Below are 13,006 nucleotides of genomic sequence, written 5' to 3'. Positions count from 1 at the left end.
CCTTTTTCCGTATTGTGGAGACTAATATCTACCTTGTGGAAGGCACAAGGGTCCGAGCTTCCAGGATCTGGCGCTAAACTTCCATGATCCGGAAAGGTGGAGGACATGGCGGAGACGAACGGCAAGGGCCGGACCGGCAGCGTGCAGTCGATCGAGCGCGCCTTCGGGCTGCTGGAGACGATGGCCGACGCCGGCGGCATGATGGGCCTGTCGCAGCTCGCGGCCGCCTCCGGGCTGCCGCTGCCGACGATCCACCGGCTGGTCCGCACGCTCGTCGACCTCGGGTACCTGCGGCAGGAGCCGTCCCGGCAGTACGTGCTCGGGCCGAAGCTGATCCGGCTCGGTGAGAGTTCGTCGCACATGCTCAGTGTGTTCGCCCGCCCGCACCTCGCGCGGCTCGTCGACGAGCTCGGCGAGTCCGCGAACATGGCGATGCTCGACGGCGACCAGATCGTGTATCTCGCACAGGTGCCGTCGCGGCACTCGATGCGGATGTTCACCGAGGTCGGCCGCCGGGTGCTGCCGCACTGCACCGCGGTCGGCAAGGCGATCCTCGCCCAGTTCCCGGACTCCGAGGTCCGCGAGCTCCTGCACCGTACCGGCATGCCGAAGCACACCGACAACACGATCACCACAGCGGACGCCTTCACCGCGCAACTCCACCAGGCCGAGGCCCACGGCTACGCGATGGACGAGGGCGAACAGGAGCTGGGCGTCCGCTGCGTCGCCGTCGCGGTCCCCGACGCGCCGTCCCACCTGGCCATCTCGATCTCCGGCCCCGCCGGCCGCATGACCGAACCCCTCGTCGAACGAGCCGTCCCCCTCCTCACCCAAGCCGCCAAGTCCCTCTCCGAGGACCTCCACTAGCCAGGCGGTGCAGTTCGCCGTGTGAGGACCTCACGGGGTCGGGGCGTACGTGCGCCAGTGTTCGGTGAGGACGTAGCCGAGGGACTGGTTGGCCTGGAGGCTGGCCTGGTTCGTGGCTGCGCCGCCGGTGCTGAAGCGGGTGATGCCGATGTCGAGGAACGCGAGGATCGAGGCGGCCTTGACCGCCTGGCCCACGCCTCGGCGGCGGTACGGCGCCAGCACCGAGGTGAAGGCGGTGTCGCCGAAGCCCTTGTGCTCGCGGATCACCGTGGCGCCGACCAGGCGGCTGCCGTCGAGGGCGCCGAAGACGCGGTGCTCCGGCCAGAGCGCCCGTACGTCCTCCAGCTCTCCGACGTGATGATGCGTCGCGGGTGTGTCGGGGTAGTCGGGCTGGTTCGTCGACTCGAGCGTGTGCAGCGCCGACGCCGACTCCGGCCCCAGCTCACGGACGCTCAGCCCGCCGACGGTCGCTCGCCGTACCGCCGACTCCAGCAGCTCCCGGTCCGGGTCGAACAGCCGGACCGCCCAGGACTCGGCGACCACGCGGTACCCGGCCGCTTCCAGCTCGGCGCACCGCGGGTCGCTGTCCTGGACGATCTCGTAAGCACCCACCTGGTGATTGTCAGCCAAGTTTGCGCAGCAACGGAAGCACGTCTTCGGTGAACTGGGTCAGGAACCGCTCCTGATCGTTGCCCGGACCGTGGACGACGAAGTGGTTGAAGCCCGCGTCGACGTACGGCTGGAACTGCTTCACGACCTCGTCGGCGTCCGACGCCACGATCCAGCGCTTCGCGACCTGCTCGATCGGCAGCTCGTCGGCGAGCCGCTCCATCTCGGTCGCGCTCGTCACGCTGTGCTTCTGCTCCGGCGTCAGCGACAACGGCGCCCAGAACCGGGTGTTCTCCAGCGCGGCCGCCGGGTCCCGGTCGTACGACACCTTGACCTCGAGCATCCGGTCCAGGTCCTCGAACTTCTTCCCGGCCTTCTCCGCGCCCTCCTTCACGGCGGGGATCAGCTTGTCCGTGTACAGCTCCATGCCCTTGCCGGACGTCGCGATGAACCCGTCACCGGCGCGCCCGGCGTACTTCGCCACCAGCGGCCCACCCGCCGCGACGTACACCTTCAGCGGGGTCTCCGGACGGTCGTAGATGAACGCGTCGACGGTCTTGTAGTACGGCCCCTCGGAGCTCACACCGTCCTTCGTCCACAGATCCCGGATCAGCTGCACCGCCTCCCGCAGCCGGGCGAACCGCTCCTTGAACTCGGGCCACTCCCGCCCTGACACCGCGATCTCGTTCAGCGCCTCGCCGGTACCGACACCGAGCATCACCCGCCCCGGGTACAGCATCCCGAGGGTCGCGAACGCCTGCGCGATCACCGCCGGGTTGTACCGGAACGTCGGCGTCAGCACCGACGTACCCAGCTGCACCCGCTCGGTGCGCTCACCGACCGCCGCGAGCCAGGCGAGCGCGAACGGCGCATGCCCGCCCTCGTGCCGCCACGGCAGGAAGTGGTCCGACACGGTCACGCTGTCGAGTCCCAGCTGCTCGGCCCGCACGGAGTACTCCACCAGATCCCGCGGCCCGAACTGCTCCGCCGAGGCCTTGTACCCGACCCGAATGCTCACCCTCTGCTCCCAACGTCGTCTGCGCGTACTCCGGAAACAACCGCGCCCAGGTCCGACTTTATGCCGCCCGTGACCTCTACCATCCAGAACGTGTACGCGAATGACGCACGAGTGCTCGGTCTGATCGGTACGACGTTCCGCGCGGCCGGGCTGCCCGCGATCCGGGTGACCGTACCCGCAGCGCTCGCCGAGCGGGCCGTCGCCGCCTGGGAGCATGACGACACGACCACTCCGAACCCGGCCGAGGACACGTACGTCCGGCTGCAACGGCACCGTGCCGGGGCGCTCGCGCTGATCGGCCTGTCGATCACCGAGAGCGGCAAACTGGACGCCGACGGGAACACCGTCGTCGACCTCAACCCGGAGCTGGTCGGGGTGGCGATGGACGCCGCGGACGACGTACTGCGGCGTTGATCCGTGTCCTGATTGACTCCGGCGACCGGCCTCGGAGAGGATGTGGGTCCGGCGCGGCCCGCGCCTCACCTTCGTCGACCGGCCCCAGCCTGGTCACACCGAGAAGGCAAAGGGACTTCCTGTCTCGGGCCGCTCGTCCTGGTCACCCGCCTCGGACGGATCGCTGGGGGATCGCGTGCGAGTGCGTGGAAGGCCAGATGACAGCGCACAGGAACTTCAAGCAGCGGGTCCGTGCCCGCGCCGCGAAAACCGGCGAGTCCTACACGTCTGCCCTCCGGCACTTCCGTCCGACTCCACAAGGAGAACCAGACATGCCGGAAATCGTACGGATCGCCGTGACCCAGTCGACGGTCCGTGAAGACCCCACCGACGCCGCCCTGCTCCGGCAGAGCGGCGACGAGGTCCGCACCCTGATGCGGGAAACCGCCAAGGCGGGCGCGCGGATCGTGCACTTCACCGAGGGAGCGATCTGCTTCCCGAGCAAGCGGGTGATGTCCGAGCTCGGCCCGGACGAGATCGGCCCGTCCGACTGGACGAAGGCCGACTGGACGGCCCTGCGGGACGAACTCGACCAGATCGCCGGTCTCTCCCGCGAGCTCGGCATCTGGACCGTGATCCCGTCGGTCCACCAGGTGCCCGACGCACGTCCGTACAACAGCATCTACGTCGTGTCCGATCAGGGAAAGGTCGTCGCCCGGTACGACGAGCGCATGCTGTCGACCACGAAGGTCACCTGGATGTACTCCACCGGCAAGGAGCCTGTGACGTTCGAGGTGGACGGAGTCCGCTTCGGCCTCGCGCTCGGGTTGGACGTGCTGTTCCCGGAGCTGTTCACGGAGTACGACCGGCTCGGGACGGACGTCGTACTGGTGTCGTACGCCAGCGCCACCGGCCGGAACGACCACATCGACGTGCAGGTTCGCGGAGCGGCCGCGAACAACACATGCTGGGTCAGCCTCGCGGCGACCGCCGGCAACCCGGACGGCGGCCTGACGTCCGGTGTGGCCGGGCCCCGCGGCCAGTGGCTGGCGCAGTGCGCGGAGGACGGTACGCCGTCGGTCGCGATCGCTGAGCTGCACGCCGACGAACTCACCAGGATCGGGCGCGACTTCCGCAGCCGTACCCGCGAGCGCGTCAGCTCGTAGGCCTCACAGGTTCGGGTGCTGACGCGTTCTATCTGCATGAACAGGCATGCGGTGGTCAGCACCCGGATCGGGGAGCTGACGGTGGTGGTGTCGGAGACGGACCTGGTCGGGATCTACTTTCCGCACCACTGGGTGAAGCCGTCTGCGGAGACGCTGGGTGAGCGGGTCGAGTCGACCGACCCGCTCATCGTGGTCGTCGTCGGGCAGCTGGAGGAGTACTTCGACGGGCGGCGGGTGTCGTTCGACCTGCCGGTCCGGATGGAGGGGGACGCGTTTCAGCGCCGGGTGTGGGCGGTGCTCGAGGAGATCCCGTACGGCGAGACCACGACGTACGGCGAGATCGCCGAGCTGCTCGGGGAGCCGGCGCAGGCGGTCGGGAAGGCCGTCGGGCAGAACCCGGTGTCGATCGTCGTCCCGTGCCATCGGGTGATCGGCAGGAACGGATCGCTCACCGGGTACGCCGGCGGCCTCACGCGGAAGCAGTTCCTCCTGGACCTGGAGGAACCGGTCGGCGCCCGGCTGTTCTAGGCGAGGTCGCCGACCCGTCAGCCGCTGCTCGGCCTCGCGGACGTCCGCCGCGGTGAGACGTCCTCCGCGGTGAACGGTGCGAGGTCCGCGGCGGACGTGAGCGCGCTCGCGCGCCCCGTCACAGTTCGGCGGCCGCCGAACTGATTCCGAGGCGCTGAGCGAGGTGTTCCGCGTCGTACGGCGCGTGCACCTTGGCGTCGTTGTCGAAGTACACGTAGGTGTCGCACTTCCAGGAGCGGACCTTCCGCGCCCAGCGGTCGAGCGATTTGTCGTCGTACCCGCTCACGTACAGCTCGTCCGCCCCGTGCAACCGGACGTACGCGAAGTCCGCCGTGACGTCGTCGAACATCGGCCACTTGCCGGCCGTATCCGCGCAGACCACCGCGATGTCGTGCTCGCGGGCCAACTCGACGAACGCGTCGGTCTTGAAGCTCTCGTGCCGTACTTCGATCGCGTACCGCAGCGGCTGGTCGACGCGCGGTTCGGGCAGCGCGCGACCGTCCATCCGTTCGTCGTGACCCTTCGCGACCTCGGCCGCGGCGACCGTTGTGCGCGGCAACTGCGCGAAGAAGTCCGCGCACCGTGCGGCGTCGTACTGGAAGTTGGGCGGGAGCTGCCAGAGCACCGGGCCGAGTTTGTTGCCCAGCGCAAGAATTCCGGACGCGAAGAAGTTCGCCAGCGGGGCGTCCACGTCGGCGAGTCGCTTGAGGTGCGTGACGAACCGCGGACCCTTGACGGCGAACACGAACCCGGCGGGCGTCTCGTCGTACCAGCGCCGGTACGACTCGGGGCGCTGCAACGCGTAGAACGAGCCGTTGAGCTCGATCGAGTTCAGCCGGGCGGAGGCGTACTCGAGCTCGGCGCGCTGCGGGAGCCCGTCCGGGTAGTACGTCTTGCGCCACGGCGGGTAGCGCCAGCCCGAGATCCCCACTCGGTACGGCGAGTCCGGCCAGTGTGTCATCCCTCGATTATGGTCCCGTCATGCAGATCGACCGCGGTGCGTATCCGGAGGCGCGGACTCCCTGGGACGATCCGGCCTGGCGCTTGGAGGCCATCGGCTGGCTGGACGCCGAGCTGGCGAGGACAGGGGTGCGGGAACTCGGCGCGCGGCGGGTCCGGGTACGGCCGTGGTCGGTGATCGTCCGGGTCGAGGCGGCGGCTCCGGTGTGGTTCAAGGCGGGCGCGCCCGGGGCAGCGTTCGAGGCGGGGCTGGGCGAGGCGTTGTCGCGGTGGACGCCGGACCACGTGCTCACGCCGTACGCCGTGGACGCCGCGCGCGGGTGGTCCCTGATGCCGTCGGGTGGCGAGCTGCTGAGGAGCCTGCCGCCCGGGCCGCAGGAGTGGACGGAGGCGTTGACGCAGTACGCCGACCTGCAGCGAGGGCTCGTGGAGCGGGTGGACGAGCTGTTGCGGCTCGGCGTACCGGATGCTCGGGTGCCGGCCTTGCCGGGGGTCTTCGACGCGGCGGTCGCGGCTTGTGTGAGCGGGGCGGATGCTCGGCGGTTGCGGGAGTTCCGGCCACGGCTGGTCGGGTGGTGCGAGGAGTTGCGGGCGATCGGCGTACCGGATTCGCTGGATCACGCGGATCTGCATGACGGGCAGATCCTGGTGGCGGGCGCCGGGCGGTACACCTTCTTCGACTGGGGCGACGCGAACGTGGGACATCCGTTCTTCAGCCTGCTGCCCGCACGCTGACCCCGGATCGCCAGGCCATCCCAATTGCGGCGAATGCCCGCGCCCAAGCGTGGCCGGCGCCGCGGCGGCGTCATTGTGATGGCCTGGAGATCCGGGTCAGGTCGGGAGCCCCTTCGGCCACCATGGCGGCACGTTGCCCGGGCAGGTGCCGGGGGATCCGGCCGGGGTGCCCTGCCAGGAGAACAGCGCGAGGTCGGCGATCGCGAGCGCGACACAGGCGGCGAACAGCGAGAACAGGAACGCCTTCCCGGCGTACCGGAAGACGACGGTGAACAGCACCAGGTTGACGATCAACGCGATCGGCACCCCGAGGAACAGCAACGTCAGCCCGTTCGGCAGCTTCCCGCCGATGACGACATGACACGCCTTCCACGCCCGCGACGTGAGCATGATCAGCCCGAACGCCGCCCCACCACCCACCACCACGGTAAGGAACGACTCGGCCTTACTCCCCTTCGCCGCAAACGCCATGAGCATTACGGTAAGTGATCCACGGCGTCAGTTCATCCCCGCCAGCCGTCCAACGGACGCAAATCCACCGCCACTCGTGAATCTCCACCACCCCCGGCAGCGCTGTACGCCCGACGTCCTCCACTACCCGGAATTCAACACACCGAGAACACGAGAGACGACCTCAGGCGGCGATCCACTGGCGTCAACCAGAACCGCGCCGTACGTCGCGTTGTCGATGTCAACGTTCGCGTGCCACTCGAGGACCCGCTGCAGCTCCGCTTCACTCGACCCGAAGGCACCACGCGTGACGAGCCGCCGTTCGAGCGTCGCAGCGTCGACGCTCAGGCTGATCACGGTGTCGAACAGGTCCCAGATCTCGCCGTCGTTCCCGACGGTCCCACAGACGAACGTCGTACCAGCACCGTTCGCGAGCCCCCGCAGCGTCTCGGGCGGCAGCCGATAGGAGTTCCCCGCGAACCACCCGTCATCCCGGTCCGCCGGCATCACCACCTCAGCCCCCGACGCGTTGTCGAACCACCGAGCCAGCCGATCCACGTCGACGTCGTACACGACGTACCCCAGCCGTCGCAGCTCGGCGCCGACGGAGGTCTTCCCGACTCCGGACGAGCCGGTCACGTAGACGAGGGGCATCAGTCCGCCTTGGGACGGAGCCACAGGATTGTGGGCGGGGCGGTGGGGGCGGGGGGTGGGACGACGACGAGTTGGTGGGCGTCCTCGTACAGGACTCGGCCGGGGGTGGTGGAGGTGTAGCGGTCGCAGGGGAGGTTGTGGGTGGCGAGGATCTTCAGGTAGCCGGGGATAGGTTCGAAGAGGTGGGTCGCGGTGGGCTTGAACCAGGAGGCGGCGTGCGGGTGGTGCTTGTAGATGGTGGGGTCGACGGTGGACGGGTTCGTGTAGGTGGCGTCGTACCAGTCGTTCGTCGTGCGGCGGAAGTGCTCCTCGTCGGCGGTCAGGTAGCCGCGGTTCGCGAGCATGTTGACGAGGCCGAAGATGCCGATCCGGCGGCCGCGGCGGTCGGGGACGGGGCTTTGGTATCGCACGTACGCCGGCACACCAGGGATTCTGCACGGATCGCCGGGCTGCTGCACGCGGCCGGCTTCCGTACCTGGTCGACGACGGTTCGCGAGCCGGGAGAGGGGGAGACCACGCAACGGGCGTATTTGATTGCACGGACTGATTGACCTCGGCGGTTTGTCAGGCCTACCCTGACAGAACCTTGTCAGGCATTACCTGACAGACCGAGGAGGTCGAGATGTCGGACAACGTGTTGCGCTGCTCGTTCTGCGGGAAGGTGCGGGACGACGTACAGCACCTGATCGCGGGGCCGGGAGTGTTCATCTGCAACGAGTGCGTCGAGCTGTGCGAACGCGTGATGAGCGACCAGCCGCTGCCGTCGTTCCCGCCGTTGGACGGGAAGACCGACGAGGAGCTGCTGGCGGACATGGCGCGCCTCGACGCGTCCCGCGGTCAGGTCGAGGCCGCCGTACAGGATCGGGTGCTCCGGTTGCGTTCGCGGTCGGTGACCTGGGCGCGGATCGGCGAGGCGCTCGGCGTCAGCAGGCAGTCGGCCTGGGAACGGTACTCCGGGGAGGAGTGATGATCCTGCTCGTACGGCACGGCGAGGCCGACGGCACTCAGCTGGACGAGGAAGGCTGGTGGGGCCCTGCCCGGGACTTCGCACCGCTGTCCGCGCTGGGTGTACAGCAGGCGCAAGAGGCCGGCCGCCGACTGCGTGGCTGCGGCGCCGCGCGGATCATCGCGTCGCCGATGACGCGCGCACTCCAGACCGCCGCGCTGATCGCCGCCGAGACCCAGCTCCCGCTCACCGCCGTCGACGTCGACCTGCGCGAATGGCTCCCGGACAACACCCTCACCTGGCGATCCTCCCAGGCACTTGCCGCCATCGACGATTGCGCCAAACACAACGGCACCTGGCCGCCGGGCGAGTCCCGCGCCTGGGAACCCCATGCTTCCGTCCGCCGCCGAGCCCTCGGCGCCCTCCGCCGCCACGCCACCGGCGCACCGTTCATCGCCGTCTGCCACAGCGTCGTGATCGAAACCCTCACCGGCACCCGCGGCATCGAGCACTGCGGCGTACACCCGTTCGACCTCACGGCCGCCGACCAACCGAACGACGAGGTGTTTCTCCCGCGATGACCAGCCCACTGGTAGATCTCCGCGACCGCTGGCTTCGCGCGACGACCGCCGCGCTCCGGGCAGACGCGGCGGTCATCGGCGCAGCCCTCGTCGGCTCACTCGGCGCCGGACGCGCGGACGAATGGAGCGACGTCGACCTACTCGTCGTGGTCGACGACTCACACCTCGACTCGGTCGCACTCCCGAGCGCCGGCCGAACCTTCGCGATCGACGCCCGCCACAACGGACCGGCCGGGACGCGAGCGATCAGCGCGCAGTACGTCGTGGACGGTCTCCCGCTGTGGGTCGACTGGCACGTGCACCCGGTGTCCCACGCGAGCTGGCCGTCCGACAGCACGCTCCTGTTCGAGCACCGCCCAATCCGCCGCACGACGGCCACGTTCACGACATACCTGAACGCCGGCGAACGCGAGCCCGCCACCCCGAAGACCCCCGCCGAGCAACACGCGATGCGAATAGCCCTCATCCCGATCGCCGCCAAGCAGATCGCCCGCCACTCCCCCGACGCGACGCATACGATCCAGTTCCTCGGCGGCCCCCCAACCACCGACCGCCCTGCCCAACTGGCCGCGCTCCGGCAACTACTCAACTCCCACGGAAACCCGACCAGTCTCGCGGCAGCACGCGCGTACCTCGACCTCCTCGACGGCTAGGTTCCGCTTCATGAGTTGCTGCCGGCGACCGCCTGGCCGGAGCCCCTGGGTTGAGGTTTTTGGGTTAGGGCGACGGTGCTGATGATGTCGGTGACGAAGAGGAGTTGCAGGAGGGTGTGGAGGAGGTAGGACCTGGGGGTGATGGTGTGGTGGCGGAGGCGCAGGGTGAGATAGGTGATGCTGTAGATCGAGGTGGGGAGCAGCATCAGGTAGGTGCCGATGACTGCGGGGATCAGGCCGGTGAGGGTGAACGCGCCGATGAAGGCGACGGCGGTGCCGGTGCTCGGGCCGATTCTGCCGCCGGTGAGGGCGATCGGGAGGATCGTCACGGCGTAGACGACGGCCGCACACAGGATGAAGTTCTGGAGGAAGAGCGGGATCATCACGAGCTTCACGGTGCGGGCGGTTCGGGCGAGGGTTTCGGTGTCGCTCTGCACGAAGAGGCGGACCGCCGCGCGGAACGTGACCAGCGGTACGACGGGCACCACGACGAGCAGCAGGAACTCCACGAACACGCCGTACCCGAGCAACCAGATGCAGCTCATCAGGAAACCCCTCGGCAGAGTCGGGTACTCGTCGTAATGGAGCACCGCGAAGGTCGCGACGAGGGCGAGCCAGACCAGCGCAACCGCCGAGCCGGTGGCGAGTACGCCGGGCAACAGGTTCCGTGACCGCGCCGGCGGGCGACGGCCGAGGATGGAGCGGGCGACCTCGACCACCACGATCGAGCTGAGCACATCCACCACGAACAGGACGTGCAGCAGCATGTTCACGCCGAAGAACGTCCGCCCGATCCGGCCGTCCTTGCGGAGCAGTACCAGGACAGCGACGCCGTACGCCGACGTCGGCAGCATCGCGACGTACGTCAGGAAGACGACCAGCAGCGCCAGCAGGAGCCCGTCGATGCCGAGGTGATCGCCGTCACCGGAACCGACGACCAGGACCGATTCGGCGAACGCGACGAAGTTCAGCACGAAGAACGGAACGGCGACGAGCTTGACCAGGTTCGCGGATCGCTGCAGCGCGTCGAGATCGCGCCGCCGCGCCAGCCGGACCGCATCGACGACAACAAGGATCGCCCCGACCAGATAGATCACCAGCCACCCGCTGAACGCGCTGAACGCCGCCGACAGCGCGCCAGGCCCGTCGATCCGGTACGGCCAGTGCAACCCGATGCCGAGGGCAACGAGCGCCATCAGAACCGCGCCCGCGGCGAGTATCCCGCTCAGCATCTTCGCCATCGCGGTCCATTGTTGCGGTCGAGCAGGTCAGCCCGGTGAGACGATCAGGACCAGTGCGCCGCGGAAGTGTTCCTGGATGCGGAGTTGCCCGTACTTCGTGTCCCAAGCGCCGCTGGACAGATCGTTGGCGAGCGTGGTTTCGAACCGTTCGTGGACCTCGGGCGCGACGAAGCTCCAGGCCGAGTTCGCCTTCCGCGCGCCGGGGTCGAGCAGCCGCTCGGGTCACACGTCAGTACGACGACCGGGCCGCGGGTGACCCGGCGTACTTCGACCAGCCCGGCACCCAGGTCGGACCACTGGTGCACGGTGAACGTGGCCATCGCGGCGTCGAAGGTGTCGTCGGCGAACGGGAGGTTCTCGGCGGTGCCGTCGATCGCCGCGACTCGGTCCGCCGGGCGCTGGGCGCGCATTTTCGCGGACGGTTCGACCGCGGTCACGTCGAGGTCGCGCGGCTCGTACGAACCGGCGCCGGCGCCGATGTTCAGGATCGTCCAGGCGGGGCCGAGGGCGGCGCGGATCGCGGCCTCGAACTCCGGTTCGGGCTGCCGGTACGACGTGTAGCCCTCGCCGATCCGGCCGTAGTCCGCGTCGCCGGCGCTCCCGTCGGCCCTCGGGCTGCTGTTGGGGTCCAGGGTGCTCATCAGGCTCCTTTGCGAGTGAGTTCCTGATGCCGACCTGACGGCAGGACCAGTCATACCATTGGTCTGTTGAGTAGACCACTGGTATTAGTGGATCAGAGCATCTACCCAGGCGTCGTGGTGGAGTGCGGAGTACTCCGCGGCCGGTCCCCAGAAGTCCGCGTGACCGTTCGCGTAGTGCGTCGCCCACGGTTCCTCGCCGGTTTCGTGGCCGCGGACCAGGAGTTCGTACGAACCGCGCGTCCGGGCCGCCAGCTGAGCCGGGAACGCAAGACGCTCCTCGTGGTCCAGCCCGTACCCGTCCACGAACGCGCGCAATGGCGGGGCGTCGACCGTGACGTCGCCGGTCGGCAGCAGCGGTACGAGCGTTTGGGCGGCGTACCCGAGATCCCACAGCCGCGTCGAAGGACCGGCGTTGTCCCAGTCGATGAAGGTCCAGCGGTCGTCGCCGCAGACCAGGTTCCACGGGGCGAGGTCGCCGTGGCAGATCAGGTCGCCGCCGGCCGGGTCCGGTACGACGGGATGCCAGGCCGCGTCCGCCGGCGGGTCGAACGTCGCCATCGCGTCGTGGAGTTCGCGGATCAGCCGGCCGAGGCGGCGTAGTTCGTCGACGGAGAACGGCGGAAGTGTGTCCGCCAGCGTTCCCGGGATGTACTCGAGCACGTGCCGTCCCTGGTCGTCCCGCCCGAGCGTCCGCGGCGCGAAGGCCTTGCCGTCCAGCGCGAAGGCCTTGCCGTCCAGGTGCGCGAGGACCGCCTCGACGCCGGCGGTGTGCGCGAGCGCCGGCTTCCGCACGGTCGCCCCGATCCGGACGACGCGGTCGGCGACGTTCCCGCCGGTCAGCTCTTCCTCGACGTCCATCCCGCCATGATGGCGTGCCGGTCGCGACGGCGGTACGGATTTACGGTGGACCCGCGGCCGACGGCACCTTTACCGTGGTCCGGTGACAACGGTCAGGAACGTCCAGATCACCTTCGACTGCGCGGACCCGGAGCGGGTCGCGCGGTTCTGGTGCGAGGTGCTCGGGTACGTCGCACCGGAGCCGCCGGAGGGGTTCGCGTCGTGGGACGAGTACAACCGCACGCTGCCGGCGGACCAAGCCGGCAGCTGGTTCGCCTGCACCGACCCGACCGGCGAAGGTCCGCGGCTGTTCTTCCAGCGCGTGCCTGAGGGCAAGGTCGTGAAGAACCGCGTACATCTCGACGTACGCGTGGGCACCGGGATGGTCGGCGCCGAGCGGCTCGCCGCCCTCGAGGCCGAACGGGATCGCCTGGTCGCGCTCGGCGCCGTCGAGGTACTGCTCCAGCGCGCCGACGAGGAGAACGAGTCCTGCATCTGGATGAACGATGTCGAGGGCAACGACTTCTGCCTGGACTGATGCCCGCGCTCGGCCTGCCCTTCGACGTTACTACACAGACGAAGACGCACTCGAGTTCGTCCTCGACGGGAACGACACCGACCGTGAGATCCACCTGCCGACAGTCCGGGCCGAACGCCTGTTGGCGAATCACCAGTCCGCAGCGCGTCCCGACGTACAGAGCGCTCGAGATTCGGCCGTACGTCGGGA

Annotated in this window: 18 protein-coding genes; 9 read left to right on the top strand and 9 right to left on the bottom strand. The window is 69.0% G+C overall.

Annotation, left to right across the window (positions count from 1 at the left end):
• The first annotated feature begins 105 nt into the window (after nucleotides 1-105).
• Entirely contained in the window at nucleotides 106-867 is a 762-nt protein-coding gene (locus JOF29_RS25575) for an IclR family transcriptional regulator (RefSeq protein ID WP_209696994.1), read from the top strand.
• Nucleotides 868-897: 30 nt separating this feature from the next.
• Here the strand turns inward: JOF29_RS25575 and JOF29_RS25570 are convergent, their stop codons facing one another.
• Together JOF29_RS25570 and fgd are read right to left on the bottom strand one after the other, a co-directional pair.
• The gene (locus JOF29_RS25570; RefSeq protein ID WP_209696993.1) at nucleotides 898-1,479 is read right to left on the bottom strand and encodes a GNAT family N-acetyltransferase; all 582 of its coding nucleotides are present in this window, start codon (nucleotides 1,477-1,479) and stop codon (nucleotides 898-900) included.
• Nucleotides 1,480-1,489: 10 nt separating this feature from the next.
• Nucleotides 1,490-2,494 (bottom strand): glucose-6-phosphate dehydrogenase (coenzyme-F420), encoded by a 1,005-nt coding sequence (gene fgd, locus JOF29_RS25565; protein ID WP_209696992.1) that lies wholly within the window; start codon nucleotides 2,492-2,494, stop codon nucleotides 1,490-1,492.
• 90 nt (nucleotides 2,495-2,584) lie between these two features.
• On the opposite strand from fgd, the gene JOF29_RS25560 reads away from it, so the two are divergent.
• From JOF29_RS25560 to JOF29_RS25550, 3 genes are all read left to right on the top strand, one after another.
• A complete protein-coding gene (locus tag JOF29_RS25560) occupies nucleotides 2,585-2,908 on the top strand; it encodes a hypothetical protein (RefSeq protein ID WP_209696991.1) in 324 nt (107 codons plus the stop codon).
• Between the two features lie 311 nt (nucleotides 2,909-3,219).
• Nucleotides 3,220-4,053 (top strand): carbon-nitrogen hydrolase family protein, encoded by an 834-nt coding sequence (locus JOF29_RS25555; protein WP_209696990.1) that lies wholly within the window; start codon nucleotides 3,220-3,222, stop codon nucleotides 4,051-4,053.
• 36 nt (nucleotides 4,054-4,089) lie between these two features.
• Nucleotides 4,090-4,581 (top strand): methylated-DNA--[protein]-cysteine S-methyltransferase, encoded by a 492-nt coding sequence (locus tag JOF29_RS25550; RefSeq protein WP_209696989.1) that lies wholly within the window; start codon nucleotides 4,090-4,092, stop codon nucleotides 4,579-4,581.
• A gap of 118 nt (nucleotides 4,582-4,699) precedes the next feature.
• Here the strand turns inward: JOF29_RS25550 and JOF29_RS25545 are convergent, their stop codons facing one another.
• Nucleotides 4,700-5,542 (bottom strand): DUF72 domain-containing protein, encoded by an 843-nt coding sequence (locus JOF29_RS25545; protein ID WP_209696988.1) that lies wholly within the window; start codon nucleotides 5,540-5,542, stop codon nucleotides 4,700-4,702.
• A 20-nt stretch (nucleotides 5,543-5,562) separates the two neighbouring features.
• Here JOF29_RS25545 and JOF29_RS25540 point away from each other — a divergent pair, with 20 nt between their 5' ends.
• Nucleotides 5,563-6,276: a phosphotransferase gene (locus JOF29_RS25540; RefSeq protein WP_209696987.1), complete on the top strand. Its 714-nt coding sequence runs from the start codon at nucleotides 5,563-5,565 to the stop codon at nucleotides 6,274-6,276.
• Between the two features lie 96 nt (nucleotides 6,277-6,372).
• On the opposite strand, the gene JOF29_RS25535 is transcribed toward JOF29_RS25540, so the two are convergent.
• From JOF29_RS25535 to JOF29_RS25525, 3 genes are all read right to left on the bottom strand, one after another.
• Nucleotides 6,373-6,747: a hypothetical protein gene (locus JOF29_RS25535; RefSeq protein ID WP_209696986.1), complete on the bottom strand. Its 375-nt coding sequence runs from the start codon at nucleotides 6,745-6,747 to the stop codon at nucleotides 6,373-6,375.
• A gap of 123 nt (nucleotides 6,748-6,870) precedes the next feature.
• Entirely contained in the window at nucleotides 6,871-7,380 is a 510-nt protein-coding gene (locus tag JOF29_RS25530) for an AAA family ATPase (RefSeq protein WP_209696985.1), read from the bottom strand.
• Nucleotides 7,380-7,802 carry a hypothetical protein gene (locus JOF29_RS25525; protein ID WP_209696984.1) on the bottom strand — a complete coding sequence of 141 codons (423 nt, stop codon included), beginning with the start codon at nucleotides 7,800-7,802 and terminating at the stop codon, nucleotides 7,380-7,382. The genes JOF29_RS25530 and JOF29_RS25525 overlap by 1 nt, the downstream gene beginning before the upstream one ends.
• A 200-nt stretch (nucleotides 7,803-8,002) precedes the next feature.
• Between JOF29_RS25525 and JOF29_RS25520 the strand changes: the two genes are divergently transcribed.
• The 3 genes from JOF29_RS25520 to JOF29_RS25510 are packed head-to-tail and all read left to right on the top strand — an operon-like array spanning nucleotide 8,003 to nucleotide 9,560.
• The gene (locus tag JOF29_RS25520) at nucleotides 8,003-8,347 is read left to right on the top strand and encodes a ClpX C4-type zinc finger protein (RefSeq protein WP_209696983.1); all 345 of its coding nucleotides are present in this window, start codon (nucleotides 8,003-8,005) and stop codon (nucleotides 8,345-8,347) included.
• Nucleotides 8,347-8,907: a histidine phosphatase family protein gene (locus JOF29_RS25515; protein WP_209696982.1), complete on the top strand. Its 561-nt coding sequence runs from the start codon at nucleotides 8,347-8,349 to the stop codon at nucleotides 8,905-8,907. Before JOF29_RS25520 ends, JOF29_RS25515 begins: the two co-directional genes overlap by 1 nt.
• Entirely contained in the window at nucleotides 8,904-9,560 is a 657-nt protein-coding gene (locus JOF29_RS25510; RefSeq protein WP_209696981.1) for a nucleotidyltransferase domain-containing protein, read from the top strand. The genes JOF29_RS25515 and JOF29_RS25510 overlap by 4 nt, the downstream gene beginning before the upstream one ends.
• Before the next feature lie 8 nt (nucleotides 9,561-9,568).
• Here the strand turns inward: JOF29_RS25510 and JOF29_RS25505 are convergent, their stop codons facing one another.
• The 3 genes from JOF29_RS25505 to JOF29_RS25495 form a co-directional block, all read right to left on the bottom strand.
• Entirely contained in the window at nucleotides 9,569-10,801 is a 1,233-nt protein-coding gene (locus JOF29_RS25505; protein ID WP_209696980.1) for a DUF6652 family protein, read from the bottom strand.
• Nucleotides 10,802-10,845: 44 nt separating this feature from the next.
• Complete coding sequence (locus tag JOF29_RS25500; RefSeq protein WP_245359451.1) at nucleotides 10,846-11,442, bottom strand: class I SAM-dependent methyltransferase; 597 nt, start codon at nucleotides 11,440-11,442, stop codon at nucleotides 10,846-10,848.
• Nucleotides 11,443-11,526: 84 nt separating this feature from the next.
• The gene (locus JOF29_RS25495) at nucleotides 11,527-12,300 is read right to left on the bottom strand and encodes a phosphotransferase enzyme family protein (RefSeq protein WP_209696978.1); all 774 of its coding nucleotides are present in this window, start codon (nucleotides 12,298-12,300) and stop codon (nucleotides 11,527-11,529) included.
• An 82-nt stretch (nucleotides 12,301-12,382) separates the two neighbouring features.
• Between JOF29_RS25495 and JOF29_RS25490 the strand changes: the two genes are divergently transcribed.
• Nucleotides 12,383-12,817, top strand: a complete 435-nt coding sequence (locus tag JOF29_RS25490; RefSeq protein ID WP_209696977.1) for a VOC family protein — start codon at nucleotides 12,383-12,385, stop codon at nucleotides 12,815-12,817.
• Nucleotides 12,818-13,006: the final 189 nt, after the last annotated feature.

The sequence above is a fragment of the Kribbella aluminosa genome (assembly GCF_017876295.1).
GTDB lineage: Bacteria > Actinomycetota > Actinomycetes > Propionibacteriales > Kribbellaceae > Kribbella > Kribbella aluminosa.
Note: the sequence above shows the minus strand (reverse complement) of the source record. Positions and strands in the feature narration are given on the sequence as shown.

Coding starts and splice junctions, on each gene's coding strand:
- JOF29_RS25530 (WP_209696985.1), bottom strand. CDS start 7,380: ATGCCCCTCGTCTACGTGACCGGCTCGTCCGGAGTCGGGAAGACCTCC.
- JOF29_RS25510 (WP_209696981.1), top strand. CDS start 8,904: ATGACCAGCCCACTGGTAGATCTCCGCGACCGCTGGCTTCGCGCGACG.
- JOF29_RS25545 (WP_209696988.1), bottom strand. CDS start 5,542: ATGACACACTGGCCGGACTCGCCGTACCGAGTGGGGATCTCGGGCTGG.
- JOF29_RS25555 (WP_209696990.1), top strand. CDS start 3,220: ATGCCGGAAATCGTACGGATCGCCGTGACCCAGTCGACGGTCCGTGAA.
- JOF29_RS25540 (WP_209696987.1), top strand. CDS start 5,563: ATGCAGATCGACCGCGGTGCGTATCCGGAGGCGCGGACTCCCTGGGAC.
- JOF29_RS25575 (WP_209696994.1), top strand. CDS start 106: ATGGCGGAGACGAACGGCAAGGGCCGGACCGGCAGCGTGCAGTCGATC.
- JOF29_RS25535 (WP_209696986.1), bottom strand. CDS start 6,747: ATGGCGTTTGCGGCGAAGGGGAGTAAGGCCGAGTCGTTCCTTACCGTG.
- JOF29_RS25520 (WP_209696983.1), top strand. CDS start 8,003: ATGTCGGACAACGTGTTGCGCTGCTCGTTCTGCGGGAAGGTGCGGGAC.
- JOF29_RS25500 (WP_245359451.1), bottom strand. CDS start 11,442: ATGAGCACCCTGGACCCCAACAGCAGCCCGAGGGCCGACGGGAGCGCC.
- JOF29_RS25495 (WP_209696978.1), bottom strand. CDS start 12,300: ATGGACGTCGAGGAAGAGCTGACCGGCGGGAACGTCGCCGACCGCGTC.
- JOF29_RS25515 (WP_209696982.1), top strand. CDS start 8,347: ATGATCCTGCTCGTACGGCACGGCGAGGCCGACGGCACTCAGCTGGAC.
- JOF29_RS25505 (WP_209696980.1), bottom strand. CDS start 10,801: ATGGCGAAGATGCTGAGCGGGATACTCGCCGCGGGCGCGGTTCTGATG.
- JOF29_RS25550 (WP_209696989.1), top strand. CDS start 4,090: ATGAACAGGCATGCGGTGGTCAGCACCCGGATCGGGGAGCTGACGGTG.